Annotated in this window: 15 protein-coding genes and 1 pseudogene; 9 read left to right on the top strand and 7 right to left on the bottom strand. The window is 55.0% G+C overall.

Features of this window, described 5'->3' with window-relative positions; translation table 11 throughout:
• Positions 1–100 precede the first annotated feature (100 nt).
• From ABNH10_RS03045 to ABNH10_RS03025, 5 genes are all read left to right on the top strand, one after another.
• Positions 101–1,390 (top strand): ISL3 family transposase, encoded by a 1,290-nt coding sequence (locus ABNH10_RS03045; RefSeq protein WP_011589748.1) that lies wholly within the window; start codon positions 101–103, stop codon positions 1,388–1,390.
• A gap of 216 nt (positions 1,391–1,606) precedes the next feature.
• Positions 1,607–1,906 (top strand): hypothetical protein, encoded by a 300-nt coding sequence (locus ABNH10_RS03040; protein ID WP_011589747.1) that lies wholly within the window; start codon positions 1,607–1,609, stop codon positions 1,904–1,906.
• Between the two features lie 110 nt (positions 1,907–2,016).
• Positions 2,017–3,258, top strand: a complete 1,242-nt coding sequence (locus ABNH10_RS03035; protein WP_011589746.1) for a TolC family protein — start codon at positions 2,017–2,019, stop codon at positions 3,256–3,258.
• A gap of 204 nt (positions 3,259–3,462) precedes the next feature.
• A complete protein-coding gene (locus ABNH10_RS03030; protein ID WP_231880499.1) occupies positions 3,463–4,677 on the top strand; it encodes an efflux RND transporter periplasmic adaptor subunit in 1,215 nt (404 codons plus the stop codon).
• Between the two features lie 11 nt (positions 4,678–4,688).
• Positions 4,689–7,829 (top strand): efflux RND transporter permease subunit, encoded by a 3,141-nt coding sequence (locus ABNH10_RS03025; protein WP_011589744.1) that lies wholly within the window; start codon positions 4,689–4,691, stop codon positions 7,827–7,829.
• A 394-nt stretch (positions 7,830–8,223) separates the two neighbouring features.
• Here ABNH10_RS03025 and dmeF read toward each other — a convergent pair whose 3' ends face one another.
• Together dmeF and ABNH10_RS03015 are read right to left on the bottom strand one after the other, a co-directional pair.
• Positions 8,224–9,180 (bottom strand): CDF family Co(II)/Ni(II) efflux transporter DmeF, encoded by a 957-nt coding sequence (gene dmeF / locus ABNH10_RS03020; RefSeq protein ID WP_011589743.1) that lies wholly within the window; start codon positions 9,178–9,180, stop codon positions 8,224–8,226.
• Positions 9,181–9,360: 180 nt separating this feature from the next.
• Complete coding sequence (locus ABNH10_RS03015) at positions 9,361–9,630, bottom strand: metal/formaldehyde-sensitive transcriptional repressor (protein ID WP_011589742.1); 270 nt, start codon at positions 9,628–9,630, stop codon at positions 9,361–9,363.
• A gap of 140 nt (positions 9,631–9,770) precedes the next feature.
• Between ABNH10_RS03015 and ABNH10_RS03010 the strand changes: the two genes are divergently transcribed.
• Positions 9,771–11,054, top strand: a complete 1,284-nt coding sequence (locus tag ABNH10_RS03010; protein WP_045995197.1) for an ISL3 family transposase — start codon at positions 9,771–9,773, stop codon at positions 11,052–11,054.
• A 42-nt stretch (positions 11,055–11,096) separates the two neighbouring features.
• Here the strand turns inward: ABNH10_RS03010 and ABNH10_RS03005 are convergent, their stop codons facing one another.
• Both ABNH10_RS03005 and thpD read right to left on the bottom strand, forming a co-directional pair.
• Positions 11,097–11,339, bottom strand: a complete 243-nt coding sequence (locus ABNH10_RS03005; protein WP_349384693.1) for a hypothetical protein — start codon at positions 11,337–11,339, stop codon at positions 11,097–11,099.
• Positions 11,340–12,021: 682 nt separating this feature from the next.
• A complete protein-coding gene (thpD, locus tag ABNH10_RS03000) occupies positions 12,022–12,984 on the bottom strand; it encodes an ectoine hydroxylase (RefSeq protein ID WP_349384692.1) in 963 nt (320 codons plus the stop codon).
• Positions 12,985–13,387: 403 nt separating this feature from the next.
• Between thpD and ABNH10_RS02995 the strand changes: the two genes are divergently transcribed.
• Positions 13,388–14,281: an SDR family oxidoreductase gene (locus ABNH10_RS02995; protein ID WP_349384691.1), complete on the top strand. Its 894-nt coding sequence runs from the start codon at positions 13,388–13,390 to the stop codon at positions 14,279–14,281.
• Positions 14,282–14,625: 344 nt separating this feature from the next.
• Here ABNH10_RS02995 and ABNH10_RS16240 read toward each other — a convergent pair.
• Positions 14,626–14,772, bottom strand: a pseudogene (locus ABNH10_RS16240) (IS3 family transposase); the annotation flags it as partial.
• 6 nt (positions 14,773–14,778) lie between these two features.
• The gene (locus ABNH10_RS02990; protein WP_349384690.1) at positions 14,779–15,321 is read right to left on the bottom strand and encodes a type 1 glutamine amidotransferase domain-containing protein; all 543 of its coding nucleotides are present in this window, start codon (positions 15,319–15,321) and stop codon (positions 14,779–14,781) included.
• A gap of 357 nt (positions 15,322–15,678) precedes the next feature.
• Here ABNH10_RS02990 and ABNH10_RS02985 point away from each other — a divergent pair, with 357 nt between their 5' ends.
• Together ABNH10_RS02985 and ABNH10_RS02980 are read left to right on the top strand one after the other, a co-directional pair.
• Positions 15,679–15,906, top strand: coding sequence for a ChaB family protein (locus tag ABNH10_RS02985; RefSeq protein ID WP_349384689.1), 228 nt, complete (start codon positions 15,679–15,681; stop codon positions 15,904–15,906).
• A 402-nt stretch (positions 15,907–16,308) separates the two neighbouring features.
• Entirely contained in the window at positions 16,309–16,845 is a 537-nt protein-coding gene (locus tag ABNH10_RS02980) for a PRC-barrel domain-containing protein (RefSeq protein WP_349384688.1), read from the top strand.
• 909 nt (positions 16,846–17,754) lie between these two features.
• Here the strand turns inward: ABNH10_RS02980 and ABNH10_RS02975 are convergent.
• Positions 17,755–17,872 (bottom strand): transposase (locus tag ABNH10_RS02975; protein WP_349384762.1); only part of this gene is annotated, 118 nt, incomplete at its 5' end.

Raw genomic sequence — 17,872 nt, 5'->3', positions numbered from 1 at the left:
GTATTTCAATATACTAGGGGATAGTATCATTGTTTGCAAGAGAGGAGAGGTAAATGAAGCTTACCAATGTGACACTCGTCAGCTGTAACGAGTGGGCCGCATGACCGAAATGCCCGACAACATTCTGCACCTGCCTGAGTACCAGGTGCTGGGCTGTAAATCCACCGACGACGAAATGCACTTCCAGGTGGACGCGCCCGATCCCATCGCCTGTGAGGAATGCGGCGTGCAGGGTGAATTCGTGCGGTTCGGCAAGCGTGATGTTCCCTATCGTGATCTGCCCATCCACGGCAAGCGGGTCACCCTCTGGGTGGTCCGCCGCCGGTATACCTGCCGGGCCTGCAAGACCACATTCAGGCCCCAGCTACCGGAGATGGTGGACGGCTTCCGCATGACGCTGCGGCTGCATGAATACGTGGAGAAGGAATCCTTCAACCACCCCTACACCTTCGTGGCGGCACAGACCGGCCTGGACGAGAAGACGGTACGCGACATCTTCAACGCCCGCGCCGAGTTCCTGGGGCGCTGGCACCGCTTCGAGACGCCCCGAATTCTGGGCATCGACGAGCTGTACCTGAACAAGCGTTACCGTTGCATTCTGACCAACATCGAGGAGCGAACCCTGCTTGACCTGCTGGCCACACGCCGTCAGGACGTGGTGACCAACTACCTGATGAAGCTGAAAGACCTACAGAAGGTCGAGATCGTCAGCATGGACATGTGGAACCCTTACCGGACGGCGGTCAAGACTGTGCTGTCACAGGCCCGCATCGTGGTCGATAAATTCCATTTGGTGCGTATGGCCAACGATGCCCTGGAGAAGGTGCGCAAGGGCCTCAGAAAGGAGCTAAAACCTTCCCAAAGCCGAACCCTCAAGGGAGACCGGAAAATCCTGCTGAAACGCGCTCACGAAGTCTCAGACCGGGAGCGCCTCATCATGGAGACCTGGACAGGCGCATTCCCGCAACTGCTGGCCGCCTACGAGCACAAGGAACGCTTTTACGGCATCTGGGACGCCACTACACGGCCCCAGGCAGAAGCCGCCCTGGACGACTGGATAGCCACCATCCCGAAGGGCCAGAAGGAAGTCTGGAGTGATTTGGTCAGGGCGGTGGGCAACTGGCACGAAGAGATCATGACCTACTTCGAGACGGACATGCCCGTCACCAACGCTTACACGGAGTCCATCAACCGACTGGCCAAGGACAAGAACCGTGAAGGGCGTGGTTACTCGTTCGAGGTGATGCGGGCACGAATGCTCTACACCACGAAGCACAAGAAGAAGGCTCCGACTGCGAAGGTCTCTCCGTTCTACAAGAAAACCATCGGTTACGGACTGCCGGACTTTGCAGAGGAACTCAACTACGGGGTCGATCTATCAACCATCTGAGGGTGGTATCAGGTTGGTGGGGTGAAGGTGCCCCATCAACCATTAAATCCGTATACCCCCTTTTTCATTCCGGCGAAACGGAGCCGACACTATACGATGCCGATTCGGAAAACGGGATGACCGGATCGTACCCACAGGTGACGGGGAACCGATTGTCTTGACGGCGGTCTATGGGTATCGCAAGGTTGCGACTCTTCCCTCGTTAGCGGGCATCCCATGAAAGCACTGGTCTACACATTGCTGCTTGTCATCAGTACTCATGTACTGGTGCTGGATGCCATGCATCACCAGCACGATGGTGGCGCAGCTGCCTCGCTGGAACAGGTCCAGCAGGATCTGGTCAGTGCGGATGTGCTGGACAAAGGCGGCGACCATTGCTGTCAATGCCATGGTTTCATGGCCTCCACCGATTGTGAGCCGCTGCGCCTGGCCCCGCCCTCTGCAGGTCAAATGGCGTTGCGCCCCTTCCTGCCGGATGCCCCGGCCGATAACCCTTTCCGTCCTCCTATAGCCTGATCGTTTCTTCGTTTCCCCGACTTTGTTGCCTTGTCCATCGGTGAATGTGCGCCGTGGCGAGCGTCGGCATTGTTCTTGACGTAACGTTTTGAGACATCAGGAGTTTCCCCATGGGAATCCAGACCCCAGTGCGCATGGCCGCACTGTTACTGGCCGTGTGCGCGTATGCCAGCGCGTCGGCCGATTCTTCTTCCTCGCCCGCGCAGTGGGCGCAATGGGTGCAGCGCCAGGTCAGCCAGCTACCGGCCAGCCGGGCCATCCAGGCGGAGCAGGAACGGTTGCTGGCGCAAAGCCGGGCTTTATCGCAGCCGCTTTATAACCCTTCATTGAATATCGACTACGAAGACAGCCTCGATATCACCCAGACCGTGGGCCTCAGCCAGACGCTGGACTGGTCCGGCAAGGCCCGCGCCCGCCGTGATGCCGTGGCCGTACGGGATCAGCTGGCGCAGCTGCGTGGCGACAAGGCCCGCGCCCGCCTGCTGGCGGACAGCCTCAATGCGCTGGTGGCCCATGCCGCCGCCCGCGAGCAATTGGCGGCCGCCCGTGAGCAGGAACAGCAGCTGCGCGATCTCACCGACCTGATTCGCCGCCGCGAACAGGCGGGGGATGTGGGGCAGGTGGATGCGCAATTGGCCTACCTGTCACTGGGGCAGGCCCAGCAGGCCCTGGCGGATGCGGAAAGTGCCGCCACCCGTGCTGCCACCACATTGCGCCAGCAACTGGCCAGCCAACAACCCGCGGTGGCCTTGCCGGCGGCGGACCGTTGGCAGGCCCCGTCACTCACCCATGGTGTCGTGCAACGGCTCCCCACCAGCTTCGATTTGCAGTTGGCCGAGCAGCAACTGGCGCTGGCTGAGCGAGGGGTATCGGTGGCAGACAAACAACGCAACACCGACCCGACCCTGGGCCTGCGCGTGGGCCAGGAAGGTGGCGAAAATTTGTGGGGCGTGGATTTCAGCCTGCCATTGAAGTTCTTCAATACCGGCAAGCCAGGCTATGAAGCTGCCCTGGCGGACAGTGAAGAGCGGCGTGCACTGCTGGAGAAAACCCGCAACGACATTCAGGCCCGGCTGGACGGAGCGTTGAGCGATTACCAGCAGCGGCGCGAGCGCTGGGAAACCTGGCAACAACTCACCGGCGATAGCCTGGCGCGCAGCGACACCTTGCTCAAGCGCGTCTGGCAGCAGGGCGAACTCACCACCCAGAACTATCTGCAGGCCTTGAATCAGCGGCTCGATACCCGGCTGGCTGGCATCGCCCTGCGCGATGCCATGCAGCAGGCCTGGGTGCAGTGGCTCTATGAAAGCGCCCAGCTCAACGACTGGCTGAACCAGTTGGCCAACGAATGATTGTTCTGTAGGAACCGAGCTTGCGAGGTAACAGCCGCAGGGTGAGCGAAGCGAATAACACCGCTTGAAACGAGAAATTAAGCGAAAAATTACTGTAGGAGTGCCACTTGAGGCGCGAATGGTTTCTGCGACACGCGGTGCCAACTTCTTCGCGCCCTGAACGGCGCTCCTACAAAAAATGGAAAATTTTTTATGAAACCGAAAATGACATTTCAAAAGACGCCTCTGGCCATCTTCTTGCTGGCAACCCTGGCGAACCCGGGCTGGGCGGATGAAAATCATGACCATGCCCACAACGAAAGCAACGAAGCCGAACAGCATGCACAACAGGCTGCTCCGGATAATAGCGGTGACCATGATGAGCACGCTCATGGGAAGGAGGTTGGGAGCGCAGCGTCCCATAGTGAAGAAGCGGCACTGGAGCTGACCGCAGAACAACAAAAGACGCTTAACCTGCAGGTCATTACCCTGCAGCCTGATGCCGACGCTACCCGGACCCTGACCGTGCCGGCGGAAATTATCAGCAACCAGTACCGCACCTGGGTGGTGCCGGTGCGTATCGATTCCCAGGTGCAGTCTCGCAGTGCCACGCTTGGCCAGCACATGGAAAAAGGGGATGCCATTGCCACCCTGTTCAGCCCGGCCATGGCGCAGTTACAAAGTGATCTGCAAGTGGCAGCGGACGGCTGGCGGCGGGTTAAAAACCTCGGCCGGCGTACCGTGGGCAACCAGCGCTATCTGGACGCGCAAAGTCAGTACCAGTCCCTGCGAGCCCGGGCCAAGGGTTATGGCCTCAGTAACAGCGCCATCGCTGATATCGAAGCCGGAAAAAATGAAAAAGGGGTTTATACCCTCACAGCGCCGGACGATGGCCTGGTGCTGGAAGATGCCTTCCAGCAAGGGCAATGGTTAACCGCGGGCAGCGCCCTGGTCACGCTGGTGGATGAATCCGAACTGTGGGCCGAAGCCGCCCTGCCGCCGAGCCCCGGTTTGCAGATCAGCACCGGCACCCCGGCCCGCGTCATCGTGGGTGGCACATCCGTGGACGGCAAGGTGATCCAGTCTGGCCATCGCCTCAATCCCGTCACCCGTACCCTTGCGGTGCGAGTGGCGATTCCCAATGCGGGCCATCTGTTGCACCCCGGCATGTTTGCCGATGTGGCACTGGCGTTGGCGGCACCGGAGAACACCCTCACCGTGCCGGAAGAGGCGCTCACCCGTAGCGCCGATGGCGATTGGCAACTGTTCGTGGAAGAAGAGCCTGGCCACTACAAACCCGTGGAAATCCAACTCAATGGCCAGCTGGAAAACCGCCGCATCGTTACGGGTCTTGAACCGGGTACGCGCGTGGTCACTCGCGGGGCGTTTTTTCTGGCCAGTGAAATGGCCAAGTCCGGTTTCGATATTCACAATCACTGAGGATCACCGTCATGTTTAATCGACTTGTCGATTGGGCGGTGAACAACCGCCTCATTGTGTTGCTGTTACTGGTCATCACCATTGGCGTGATCGGCTGGCAATTGCCCAACCTGAAACTGGATGCCTTCCCGGACGTGACCAACGTCCAGGTACAGGTGAACACCGAAGCCGAAGGCCTGGCAGCGGAAGAAGTGGAGCAGCTGATCACCTATCCCATCGAGGCAGTGATGTATGCATTGCCGCAGGTGGCCGAGGTGCGTTCCATCTCCAAGACCGGCCTGTCCATCGTCACCGTGGTGTTCGAGGAAGGCACCGATATCTATTTCGCCCGCCAGCTGGTGTTCGAGCGATTGCAGGCCGCACGGGAAGATATTCCCGACGGCGTCGGCACCCCGGAAATGGGCCCCAACACCTCCGGCCTGGGTCAGGTGTATCAATACCTGCTCACCGCCGAGCCGGGCTCCAATGTGGATGCCATGCAACTGCGCAGCCTCAACGACTGGGTGGTGAAACTGCTACTCATGCCCGTGGGCGGCGTCACCGATGTGCTCAGCTATGGCGGTGAAGTGCGCCAGTATCAGGTCAACGTGAACCCTACCCGTTTGCTGGCCTACGACCTGAGCCTGCAACAGGTCATGGATGCCATCGCCGCCAATAACCGCAACGCCGGCGGCTGGTATCTGGATCGCGGTGCCGAGCAATTGGTCATCCGCGGCATGGGCTGGGTCGGCAGCGGCGAGCAAGGGCTCGGTGACATTGCCGCCATTCCCCTCAAGGAAGTGGACGGCACCCAGGTGCGCGTCAGTGATGTGGCCAAGGTGGAGTTCGGCGGCGAAATTCGACAGGGCGCCCTCACCATGACCCGCCGTGATGCCAGCGGCGAACCGGAAGCCCTCGGCGAAGTGGTAGCCGGCATCGTGCTCAAACGCATGGGCGCCAATACAAAGGCCACCATCGATGGCATCAAGGAACGCGAAGCGCGCATCCAGCAGGCCCTGCCGGACGGTGTGCAGTTTGAGGTGTTCTACGACCAGGCAGATCTGGTGGAAAAAGCCGTCAGCACAGTGGTCACCGCCTTGCTGCTGGCCTTCGTCTTTATCGTCATCGTGCTGGCCCTGTTCCTGATGAACCTGCGTGCCACGGCCTTGGTTTTGCTGTCCATTCCGCTTTCCATTGGCCTGGCCTTGTTGGCGATGGCCAGCCTGGGCATGTCCGCCAACCTGATGTCGCTGGGTGGCCTGGCCGTGGCCATCGGCATGCTGGTGGATGGCTCCGTGGTGATGGTGGAAAACATCTTTAAACACCTGAGCCAGAAAGAGGGCGGTCACGATCAACAAGGCGGCATCGCCTTGAGGGTAAAAGACGCAGCCCAGGAAGTGGCGCGGCCGGTGTTCTTCGCCGCCAGCATTATCCTGGTGGTGTTCCTGCCCCTGTTCGCCTTCGAGGGGGTGGAAGCCAAGATGTTCGTGCCCATGGCCATCAGCATCATGCTCGCCATGACCGCCGCCGTACTGGTGGCGCTGATCGTGGTGCCGGCACTGGCCGGGTTCCTGTTCCGCAATGGCGTGGAAGAAAAGCCCAACAAGCTGATGCGCTGGCTGGAAGCCCGCTATCGCACCCTGCTGGGCAAAGCCATGCAGGCCCGTAAAGTGGTGGTCGGTGGCGCGGTGGGTTTGTTTGCCCTGGCACTGGCAACCACGCCGTTTATTGGCACTGAATTTGTGCCGGTGCTGGAAGAGGGGACGTTGGCGTTACGCGTAACGCTGGCCCCATCCTCCAGCCTCGATACTGCGTTGGACGTGGGGCAAAAACTGGAGAAGGAAATCATGACCTTCCCGGAAGTCACCTACGCGCTTAGCCGGGTAGGGCGTGCCGAAATCGGTGGCGACCCGGAACCGGTGAGCAACGTGGAAATCTATATCGGTCTCAAGCCTGTAGATGAATGGGAGAGCGCCAGCAATCGCCTGGAGCTACAGGAAAAAATTCAGCAGAAACTGGAAAAACATCCCGGCCTGCTACTCAACTTTTCCCAGCCCATCGCCATGCGCGTGGACGAATTACTTTCTGGTGTAAAAGCCCAGCTCGCCATCAAACTGTTTGGCCCGGATCTCGACGTGCTGCAGGAAAAAGGCGAAGCCATCACCCAGGCCGTCAAGGAAGTCGACGGCGCCACCGACGTGCAACTGGAACAGATCGCCGGTGAAGCCCAACTGGTCGTCACTCCGGACCGCAACGCCCTCAGCCGCTATGGATTGAGCGTGGATCAGGTCATGGATCTGGTCAGCAATGGCCTGGGCGGCGGCAGCGCCGGGCAGGTGATCAATGGCAACGAGCGCTACGACATCTACGTGCGCCTGGAGCAGAACGCCCGCAAGGACGCCGAAGCCATTCGCAACCTGCGCCTCAAAGCCGCCGACGGTGCCTGGGTGCGGCTCATGGATGTGGCGGACGTCTCCCTGGTCTCCGGCCCGCCCCAGATCAGCCGCGACGACGTGCAACGCCGCGTGGTTATCCAGGCCAATGTGGCCGGTCGTGACATGGGCTCAGTGGTGGCCGACATCCAGCAGGCCATCGACAGCGAAGTCGACCTGCCCGCCGGCTACAGCGTGGACATCGGCGGCCAGTACGAAAACCAGCAGCGCGCCCAGCAACGTCTGGCCATGGTGGTACCCGTGGCTGTGGGCCTGATTGCCCTGCTGCTCTACTTCGCCTTCGGCTCCGTGGCCCAGGCTGCTCTCATTCTGGTCAACGTCCCCCTGGCCCTCATCGGCGGCATCCTCGCATTAGCCCTCAGCGGCCAGTACCTGTCCGTGCCTAGCTCCGTGGGCTTTATCACCCTGTTCGGCGTGGCGGTGCTCAATGGGGTAGTCATGGTGGAAGCCATCAATCACCGCCTGCGCGATGGCGAAGCACTGGAGACGGCGATCTTTGAAGGCGCGGTGTCACGCCTGCGACCGGTACTGATGACCGCGCTCACTTCCATGCTGGGGCTGATTCCCATGTTGCTGGCGACGGGAGTAGGCAGTGAGGTGCAGCGGCCACTGGCGGTGGTGATTGTGGGTGGGTTGGTGTCGGCCACGGCGTTGACCTTGTTGGTGTTGCCGAGTCTTTATGGGGTGTTTTCTAGGGAGGAAGTCGCCGAATTACGCTGATAATGCGGGCTCCCCGGCTTTTAAGGCCGGGGAATTCTTCCCGTTTTTCACCAGCGCGCAAGTTGAATATGTAGGATATGGCTTACAGATTTTTGTAAGTTGCTGAGATAAAGTGATTTTTCAGAGAAGCAGATGCAAGAAAAGTCCGAGTAAAAATTGGGTATCCGGAATATCTGGTTGATCTCTGGGTATCATGGGGAGGTAACAACTCCCCACTTCATCGGATTCCTTGGTTGATATGTCACTCAGGCCATTAAGGTACCTACAAAGCCTGGAACGTGTATGGACAATGACACTTACATGGCTTGGAGAGAGGGCGAGGCCAAGCTGAATGCAGAGCAACTCCCTCGCCCGTACCAAAACCGACTATTTCGGCCCAGCCCGCTCAATCAGCTCATCGTATCCTGGAGCCGGTATTCTCCGGACCAGTGAGACAGCGCTGTGGCTCGACTGTAATGTGTACTAATGACGGGCACTGAGCCTGGATACGCTGCTTGTAGACGGCAGGCGCCTCCGGGTCATGCGACACGACCGAGACGATGGCGGCGTGAATATTCGGACCAATGGCCCAGAGGTGCAGATCGCTGATTCGTGCATCGTCACTCTCAATGGCATGTCTGACGTCGTGCTCCAAGTCACTGCGCTGTTGATCAAGCAGCACGCGGGAGGTGTCTTTCAACAGATGCCATGACCAGCGAGTGATAAGTAACGCGCCGACGATACCCATGATCGGGTCCATCCAGTCCCAGCCCGCATACTTTCCGGCCAGCAAGGCAGCAATCGCCAATACAGAAGTTAAGGCATCGGCGAGTACGTGGAAGTAGGCAGCTCGACGGTTATGATCATGATGCCCATGCCCATGCCCATGCCCATGCCCATGCCCGTGGTCGTGGTCTTCCCCGCCCAGTATCCAGGCCGATACTCCATTGACGATCAAGCCGATGACGGCGACGAAAATAGCTCCATTGAACGAAATTTCTACCGGGTGGATGAAGCGGTCGATGCTTTCGATCACCATATACAGGGCGAAGCCTGCCAGCAGGACCGCGCCGGTGAACCCGCCTAGCGCATTGACCTTCCCGGTGCCAAATGAGAACTGTGTATTGCCTGCGTTGCGGCGAGCGTATGCATAGGCGAAGGCTGCAATACCCAGAGCGACAGCATGAGAGCCCATATGAAGGCCATCGGCCAGGAGGGCCATCGAACCGTATAAGACACCGGCCAGAATTTCCCAAACCATCATGACGACAGTTAGAGCGACGACGATCAGTGAGCGTATTTCACCGGATTTTTTACGATCTTGACCAAAAACATGATTGTGTTGCCATTCTTCGAGCCTGTGACCATGCATACTGTAATACTCCGAGTTGATAAAAATTATGGTCAGCAAGACCAATGAAAGTGGTGGCGATTGATGGCGAAGCCCTGCTAACAGCTCCGGTTCCGCAAGAACTTCAGGGGCGCGGATATTAAATCACTGCCAAAGTTCGCCTCTTACAGCTAGGGTACCCACGCTGTAGCTCGTGATGTTCTACTTGAGGTAGGACTTGATGACCTGCAGCACCGCTTCCAAGTCTTGTTGCCGCTGCTCCAACTCGGGTTCCCTGACGACGTGATCAGTCAAGTGCCCCTCAATGATGGCTGCCATCAGTCCATTCACCGCCCCACGAATCGCGGCGATCTGTTGCAGCACGGCCGTGCAGTCGCCCTCCTCGTCAAGCTGCCTTTCCAGTGCGGCCGTCTGCCCCTGAATGCGCCGAACGCGGGTTAATAGCTTCGCTTTGTCTTTGATCGTGTGCATGCAGTCGTCTCTTTAGTGGCCCAAAAACTATACTGGAGGGTAGTATATAAATACTAGGGGGTAGTATGCTTGTTTGCAAGAGAGGAGAGGTAGGTGAAGCTCACCAACGTGACACTCGCCAGCCGTAAGGAGCACGCCGCATGACCGAAATGCCCGACAACATCCTGCACCTGCCTGAGTACCAGGTGCTGGGCTGCAAATCCACCGACGACGAAATGCACTTCCAGGTGGACGCGCCCGATCCCATCGCCTGCGAGGAATGCGGCGTGCAGGGTGAGTTCGTGCGGTTCGGCAAGCGTGATGTTCCCTATCGTGATCTGCCCATCCACGGCAAGCGGGTCACCCTCTGGGTGGTCCGCCGCCGGTACACCTGCCGGGCCTGCAAGACCACCTTCAGGCCCCAGCTACCGGAGATGGTGGACGGCTTCCGCATGACGCTGCGGCTGCATGAATACGTGGAGAAGGAATCCTTCAACCACCCCTACACCTTTGTGGCGGCACAGACCGGCTTGGACGAGAAGACGGTACGTGACATCTTCAACGCCCGCGCCGAGTTTCTGGGGCGCTGGCACCGCTTCGAGACGCCCCGCATTCTGGGCATCGACGAGCTGTACCTGAACAAGCGCTACCGCTGCATCCTGACCAACATCGAGGAGCGAACCCTGCTCGACCTGCTGGCCACCCGCCGTCAGGACGTGGTGACCAACTACCTGATGAAGCTGAAAGACCGGCAGAAGGTCGAGATCGTCAGCATGGACATGTGGAACCCCTACCGGGCAGCGGTCAAGGCGGTGCTGCCACAGGCCCGTATCGTGGTCGATAAGTTCCATGTGGTGCGCATGGCCAACGATGCCTTGGAGAAGGTGCGCAAGGGCCTCAGAAAGGAGCTGAAACCCTCCCAGAGCCGAACCCTCAAAGGAGACCGGAAAATCCTGCTGAAACGCGCTCACGAAGTCTCAGACCGGGAGCGACTCATCATGGAGACCTGGACAGGCGCATTCCCGCAACTGCTGGCCGCCTACGAGCACAAGGAACGCTTCTACGGCATCTGGAACGCCACCACCCGGCCACAGGCAGAAGCCGCCCTGGATGACTGGATAGCCACCATTCCAAAGGGCCAGAAGGAAGTCTGGAGCGATCTGGTCAGGGCAGTGGGCAACTGGCGCGAAGAGATCATGACCTACTTCGAGACGGACATGCCCGTCACCAACGCTTACACGGAGTCCATCAACCGACTGGCCAAGGACAAGAACCGTGAAGGGCGTGGTTACTCGTTCGAGGTGATGCGGGCACGAATGCTCTACACCACGAAGCACAAGAAGAAGGCCCCGACTGCGAAGGTCTCTCCGTTCTACACCATCGGTTACGGACTGCCGGACTTCGCAGAGGAACTCAACTACGGGGTCAATCTATCAACCATCTGAGGGTGGTATCAGGTTGGTGGGGTGAAGGTGCCCCATCAACCATTAAATCCGTATACCCAAAATAATAAGGGCCAGGGTAATGAATGGGCCTGCGGCTACATGCCAGCGTTGCGAGCGGAAGATCTTTGTGCCTTTTTTAAAAATCAGGTAAAGGCCGTACGAAAATCGTCTCGAAAATACGCCGGTGCACGAAGCTGTCATCGCGGTAGCTATGAAGTCCAGCCACACCCCGCTAACAAGAATGATACCAATTCCAGTTAAAAACACACCCTCGACAATGGCCATCAATATTGAGTTCCTGTGGTGCTTGCCATGTTCAATGGCAGGTTGGCTATCTTTATCTCCCTCCCGATCCACACCGTGGAGAGAAGAAGACGATGAGGAACGCTTGGTACTTAGGTTTTAACCGTTTTGCTAAGTTTTCGGTGCTGACGGCTTGATACTAACAGGGGTGTCTCCATGGACGCTGACCTCCGGGTGTAATGGTCGAAACTTCGCTTGTCTACAATAGGCAGGGTTTCGCGCCGGTAAATAGCTATCAACCGGAGAGTCGGTTGGGTGAACTCGATATTGTTTTGCGGCACATCCCTGTCATTTTGCTGCTGTCTTGCTGAGCAAACCGTTGAAGACGTTCGCGAAAAATATCAACGTGCAGAAACTGCCAGATCTTATAGACCCCGTCTCGGATCTGCACCTAACGACAACGGTTTATCTGGTGATTGGGGGAGTTGGCTGGTGTGCTCAATGGGACCCCATGTTGCTTATAAGCCAAGACACGTTGCTACTCTTGTTGCGCCCTTTGTTAGGGATGAGATGCGGGCTCCGCTGTCTCCGGAGTCCGAGATACAGAAGCTGAGCGTACACTGGCAATACAGTGAACCCGCCAAAACTGGCAGACTCCGTAGACACTTGGTATTCAGCTAACCACTTATCCATGAGTCTGCCCTTTGCTGAGGTACTAGCTTGATTAGCGTTTATCCCGTTTGAGGGGTGGCACGCCTTGATTGGCGAGTTCGGGAAAATCATCATGCATAGATAAAGCAGCGCAATTCTCCCGAGCCGCTAAAAATTCCGGACGCTCTTCTTTCGCTGCAAAAGGCTTGCCTAATTTATTGTCTACGCTGTTGTAAACAAAAAAAAGATTAGAGCGTGGCCAAGGCGACATGTTTTTATTGGATGCGTGCAAAGTATTGCATTCGAACAAAAGTAACGACCCGGCTGGCCCTTTCGGCGCTTCTATGCCACCTCGTTCAGCCAGTTTTGCTAAGATCTCGCGGTCAGGAACACCCACCCGCTGCGCCTTGAGAGAATCCTTCCAGTTTTGATCGGGAGTTTCACCGACACATGGCACAAAGTAGTGGTGTGAGCCTGGGATAAGCATCAGTGGGCCGTTAAATTCGTTGTTGTCTGTGAGCATTAGTGATGCGCTAACGGCTCGCATGTTTGGCATGCCATCTTCGCTGTGCCAGGTTTCGAAATCTGAGTGCCAGTTAAATCCACTGCCTTCAAAACCAAACTTGTCGTTAATCCGCGATTGATGGATATAAACTTCGCTTCCCAGTAGTTGGCGCACCATTCCCAGTATGCGAGGGTCACGCGTCAGGCGACTGAAACTTTGCGATAACTCGTGCATGCCGAAGACGGAACGGATATCACCACTGTTTGGGTCGTGAATTACCTTCTCATGTTTCTTGAGCTTTTCATCTTTCGCCATTTCTTTGAGCTCGTCGAAGAAGGGGGTCATGCGCTCCTGGTTGAAAAAGCCTTCAAACCAAAGAAAGCCGTCTCGTTCATAGCGAGAGAGTGAGACTTCATCAAGGGGCCCCTCCCAGCGATGTTGATTTCGTGAATGAACCACAGGGTCAGATCGTAAAATCGGGTCTTTGGCAGTATTCAAACGGGATGGGAAAGGATTGGATTTCAGGCCCATGTTATACCTCCATGTATTTGATAATAAGGTTATCAATAACAATCTGTGAAAGAGTTAATGATAATTTAAATTCGCAATCCTAAAAGTAAAGGCTTATCAAGGGGGAATGACTACTAGGTTGGTAATGTAAATTCCACTCTTTGATTTCTCAACAGAGGGCCGTTTTATTTAATAAAAATTAATCATTGTGTGTTTGGAATTTGTCTTTTCATGCATATTATGAATAGGTGAATAAACATGAATTACTTTTTGTAATGGGATCCAATGTTTCGATCTTATGCTCTATCCTGATTTCCTTGGGACGGTTAAATTATCTTATTTAATCTCCATAACAGAATTTTTTAAGGATAAATTGCAGTTAGAAATAACCAGGTGATTGGCGTCAAAAGGAGTGACCAGAGTTATGAACAATCAGCCCCCTAGACAAATGAGTGATCCTCGCGAACTTTACTCAAAACCGGAATTACCAGAACAGGAGCAGCCTATCCCTGGAGGGGAGGAGTTGATGCAGCCCAAACCTGATCACGGTGAGAAAAGTTATACCGGTTCAGGGCAACTTAGAGACTGTGTTGCTTTGATCACCGGAGCTGACAGCGGGATAGGTCGCGCAGTTGCGTTAGCCTTTGCACGTGAGGGTGCGAATATTGTGTTTACTTACTTGGAGGAGGATGAAGACGCTGAACAAACTATCAAGTTGGTGCGTGACGCTGGCAGGAAAGTGCTATCAATTAGAATGGATCAATCAAAGCGGAAAGAGTGCGATAGTGTAATAGCCCAGACCCTTCAGCAATTTGGACATCTTGATATTCTTGTGAATAATGCGGCTTTTCAGCAGACCTATAGTGAGCTGGGCGAGGTGCCTGATAATGAGCTCAGGCGCACGCTTAGTACCAACATTGAAGGAATGATTTATTTCTGCCGAGCAGCACTCCCGCACCTCCCGCCTGGTGGCAGCATTATTAACACTACATCCATTCAGGCATTCAAACCGAGCAAGAATCTGGCTCCTTATGCCGCCACGAAAGCCGCTATCGCAAACTTTACGTTGTCGCTAGCAGAAGAAGCGATTGCTAATGGTGTCAGGGTTAACGGGGTGGCACCAGGTCCAGTATGGACGCCCTTGATCCCATCGACATTCCCCCCTGATAAAGTACCGAAGTTTGGCGCTGACACTCTTTTGGGGCGACCGGCACAACCCGCTGAATTGGCCCCAGTGTATGTTTTTCTAGCTTCACAGGCTGCCAGTTACATAACAGGGGAAATATACGGTGTTACAGGAGGAAGCAAACAACTTTAGCGGAGTGCTCGAATTTCATGCGAAAGGAGGCTGGGAGTGTCACCCCCCCCCATGCTTAACTGACTACTGGAGTAGAGGGTCAACCAGCCTTTAGCCGCTGGGCGGAAGCTATCCCACCGCGAGCGGTAATGTGGCTATTCATTTTTTGCCACCGTCATTGCGTAGCTAAATAACTAAGAATGGGCAATGCTGCTGAACTTATGCACGTCGAACCCTTCATGTCTCGCTGTGCAATTAAGTCGCTCTATATAAACGTCCCTATTGCACGCTGGGTTGGCAGTAATAGCCGGACCTTAATGCCCGGTCCTTCACAGTTGTAGGCGCCAATCTCAGCAGCCAGTCCGATCACCATACTTTATACTTTCGCCATCACGCTTTGAATGATAGCGGTAGCAGGTCTCGCTGATGCCATAGACCCCGCAGGATAACGGGATGCTGATGTCGTGTTTGGCTACGCCATTCTTGGCCATTTCTGAACGCTGATATGGCCTTCTGCCTCAGTCTTGCGACAATGCCTCAATGATGCGTGCGCAAAACGCGTCAAGATCATCTGGGTTGCGGCTGGTAATCAGGCCATGGTCGTCGCAGACTTCTTTATCTTCCCAGGTGCCGCCAGCGTTGCGTATGTCGGTTTGCAAGCTGGGAAACGAGGTCAGCGTTTTCCCTTTCAAAACGCCAGCCTCTATCAACACCCAAGGGGCATGACATATAGCGGCGACAGGCTTGGGGCTATTTACAAAGTGTTTAACAAGAGATACTGCGTCTTGGTTCAAACGGAGAGCGTCAGGGTTGGCAACTCCCCCTGGCAAGACCAGTGCATCATAGTCATTTGCAGTCGCATCCTTCACCACTTTGTCTGATGGAAAACTATCGGCTTTATCGAGATGGTGGAAAGCTCTGATTTCACCTTTTTCCAGGGTGACAAGGTGCGGTTCTGCGCCGGCGTCCTGTAGGTCTTTCCAGGGGCGGGTGAGCTCAATTTGCTCAACGCCGTCGGTAGCCAGAAATGCAACTTTTTTTCCTTGCAGCGGTGCGCTCATTATAGTGCTCCTCTGATACTGACATATAAAAATTTACGTTTCGGATGGTAGGTTAGTAAAAAATAAGCAGGTAATCGATCATCCGGATCCAATCCTGCCGAAATCTCATCCAACGCCTATTGTGCTTAATTAAAGAGCAATGTGGCGGGGGCTGGTAATGAAAAAATGTAAAAAGTCGTCGAGGGTTTGGCGGCGCTAGAGAAGAGCAGGATCCGGCGCTTCGTTCAAAGGGTGTGCTAACTAGAAAAAGGTTGTTGTCCGTAATTGACTTGCAGCCTGGTTTGCGTAATGTTTTGTGGTGGTTTCCATGCCAGAGTAGCAGGCCGATACTTGAGTTCCAGAACGAGGAGGGATGCTATGCCTTATCCAAACAAAGAGGCACTGCCTGAAAACGTTACTGACAATTTGCCAGCCCACGCTCAAGAAATTTATCGCAAGGCGTTCAATTCAGCTTGGGATGAGTACGAAGACCCAAAAGATCGTCGCGATAACGCAAGTCGTGAAGAAACGGCTCACAAGGTGGCGTGGGCTGCTGTTAAGCAGGAGTATCACAAAGAGGGTGATCGCTGGGTCCGCACTGCTTGAGAGCGAGGCTTATTCCACCAATCTCGAAAACGTGACGGGTGCAGAGTAGAGCGTCCGTACTAGGCGAGTAGTTGGCTCTTAACAGCGCGCCACTAATGATGGGTGAAAGTAGCCGTTTGTTAAAGCGGCCTTGTGTCGACGCTAGCAACTGTAAGCGAAGTATGGGCGCTGTTGTTAGAGCCCAAGGTTGCGCATTATTTATTTCTCTCCTCACTAAATGTTTCGCATCACTGCTGAAGTATTATTTTGTTAGCAAGATTGTTTTTTGCTAGGTTGGAAAGTGTGATGTAGTATGCCGAAGGGTTAGTGGGTTAGGCCATTGATCATGTTTACCCAGAGAAGTTCCGTAGCGCAATTTCGCTTCGGTCGATCGCAAGAGCAACGTTATAAAGGAGTACGACAATGCGAAAATTTATGACTCGTGCAATGAACGCTTCCTTGCTGGCAGGCGGGGTGGCTATGAGTCTTTCAGCGGTTGCGGCAGAAGGGCTGTATACCATGGATGAGCTGAAGGATGCAGATGTTTTTGACAGCGCAGGTCAAGAGATCGGTGAGGTCGAAGATATTCTAATGGGTAACGATATGTCGGTGCATTCGCTGGTTATCGAGACGGGTAAAACACTTGGCCTCGGGGGCAATGATGTTGTTGCGGAGCGCGGGTCTTTTACCGTCGTTACGGCACCCGAAAAAGCCAACTTCGGTGGTGTTGAGTACGAAGTCCACATGGAAATGACTCAGGACGAGTTGAAAAAATTGCCTGAGTACAACGAAGATTGGTGGAATCAGACGAGCAAGAGTCTGCAACAGGGATGGGAAAATACCAAAGAGGCCAGCGAGAGTGCTTGGGAGAGCACAAAGCAGGCCACCTCGTCAGCTTGGAATAGCGCCAAGCAGAGTGTTGAAGAAATGGGTGACGACGTCGAGCAGTCGACTGATTAGGTCATTCCGGTTGGAAGCGCCCTGTAGGGCGCTTCCTGCATATTTTTCCTGCTTCCCTCCAGAACGAAAACGCTTAATCATAACGCCTGTTAAATGCCCCCCCCCCACTTGTGAGGCCAGTTATGGCCCAAAGGTGATCTGCTCTTGGCGTTCCCATTGCCGCAGTCGCCTTCAAGTCCACGATGAGTTCACATTCATTTTGTAAACAATAGACACGCTTGGTGTGTGTTTGGCGAAATGCATTTTCCGACATTTCTTCGTTGTTTTAACCGAGTCTTCTTGCAAACTAAAAATGGGGATAGGCGAATGGCCCTACTTCCATTGAGTGTATCTGCTTTCAGCATTAGTAATGCTCATCACAGTAGAGGGTGTGAACTTGAAGAAGCGATTCGCAGAAAAGTAAGCAACCTAAGTTTGAAAGATGCTGGCGTGGCCTTGGCGGTTAAAAGCACCACGGTTCTTTAGCGGGGTGTCGACCCGTTCGGCAGGTCAGGAATGAGGGTATGCTGCTTGACGAACAAAATTGGCGAAGCTGTGGAACTGTTAAGGTCGCTACGATGGATGTTTCTTGGTTTTGGTGAATCTAGAAATCGGCAGGTTACAAAAGCAAGCGATAAGTGCGAACTCTGAGGGCAATGAAAACCAGGTGGTGTAGCTGTAATACAGAGGTAAAGCGCATTTAGCTGCAAGGGGCAGCCTATAAAGCCGCCGCACTGCCTCAAATATATACTGCTAGACACGTTGGTTCATCTGCTGGGGGCGCAATCACAATGTGTGCGGTAAAGGCTATATGGACTATTGTTTGATGACTGAGGCGAGCGAAGAAAAGCTTTGAATGAAGTGCCATGGGCGCAGAATAATTGGATTTATTGATGAATTGGAAAATTGAGGCAGGCAAATAAAAAAGGTTCATCGCGGAATTCCGGGAAAAGCGGCTTTGATCTTCATGAAGAAGTAGTCGTTATCCCGGAAGCCGTACGCCATCCTCTTGATGACCTTGATCCTGTTGTTCATTCCTTCAAGCACG

It is taken from the genome of Alcanivorax sp., assembly GCF_040119285.1.
GTDB lineage: Bacteria > Pseudomonadota > Gammaproteobacteria > Pseudomonadales > Alcanivoracaceae > Alcanivorax.
The sequence above is the reverse complement of the archived record's forward strand: the minus strand, read 5'-3'. Positions and strand labels throughout refer to the sequence as shown.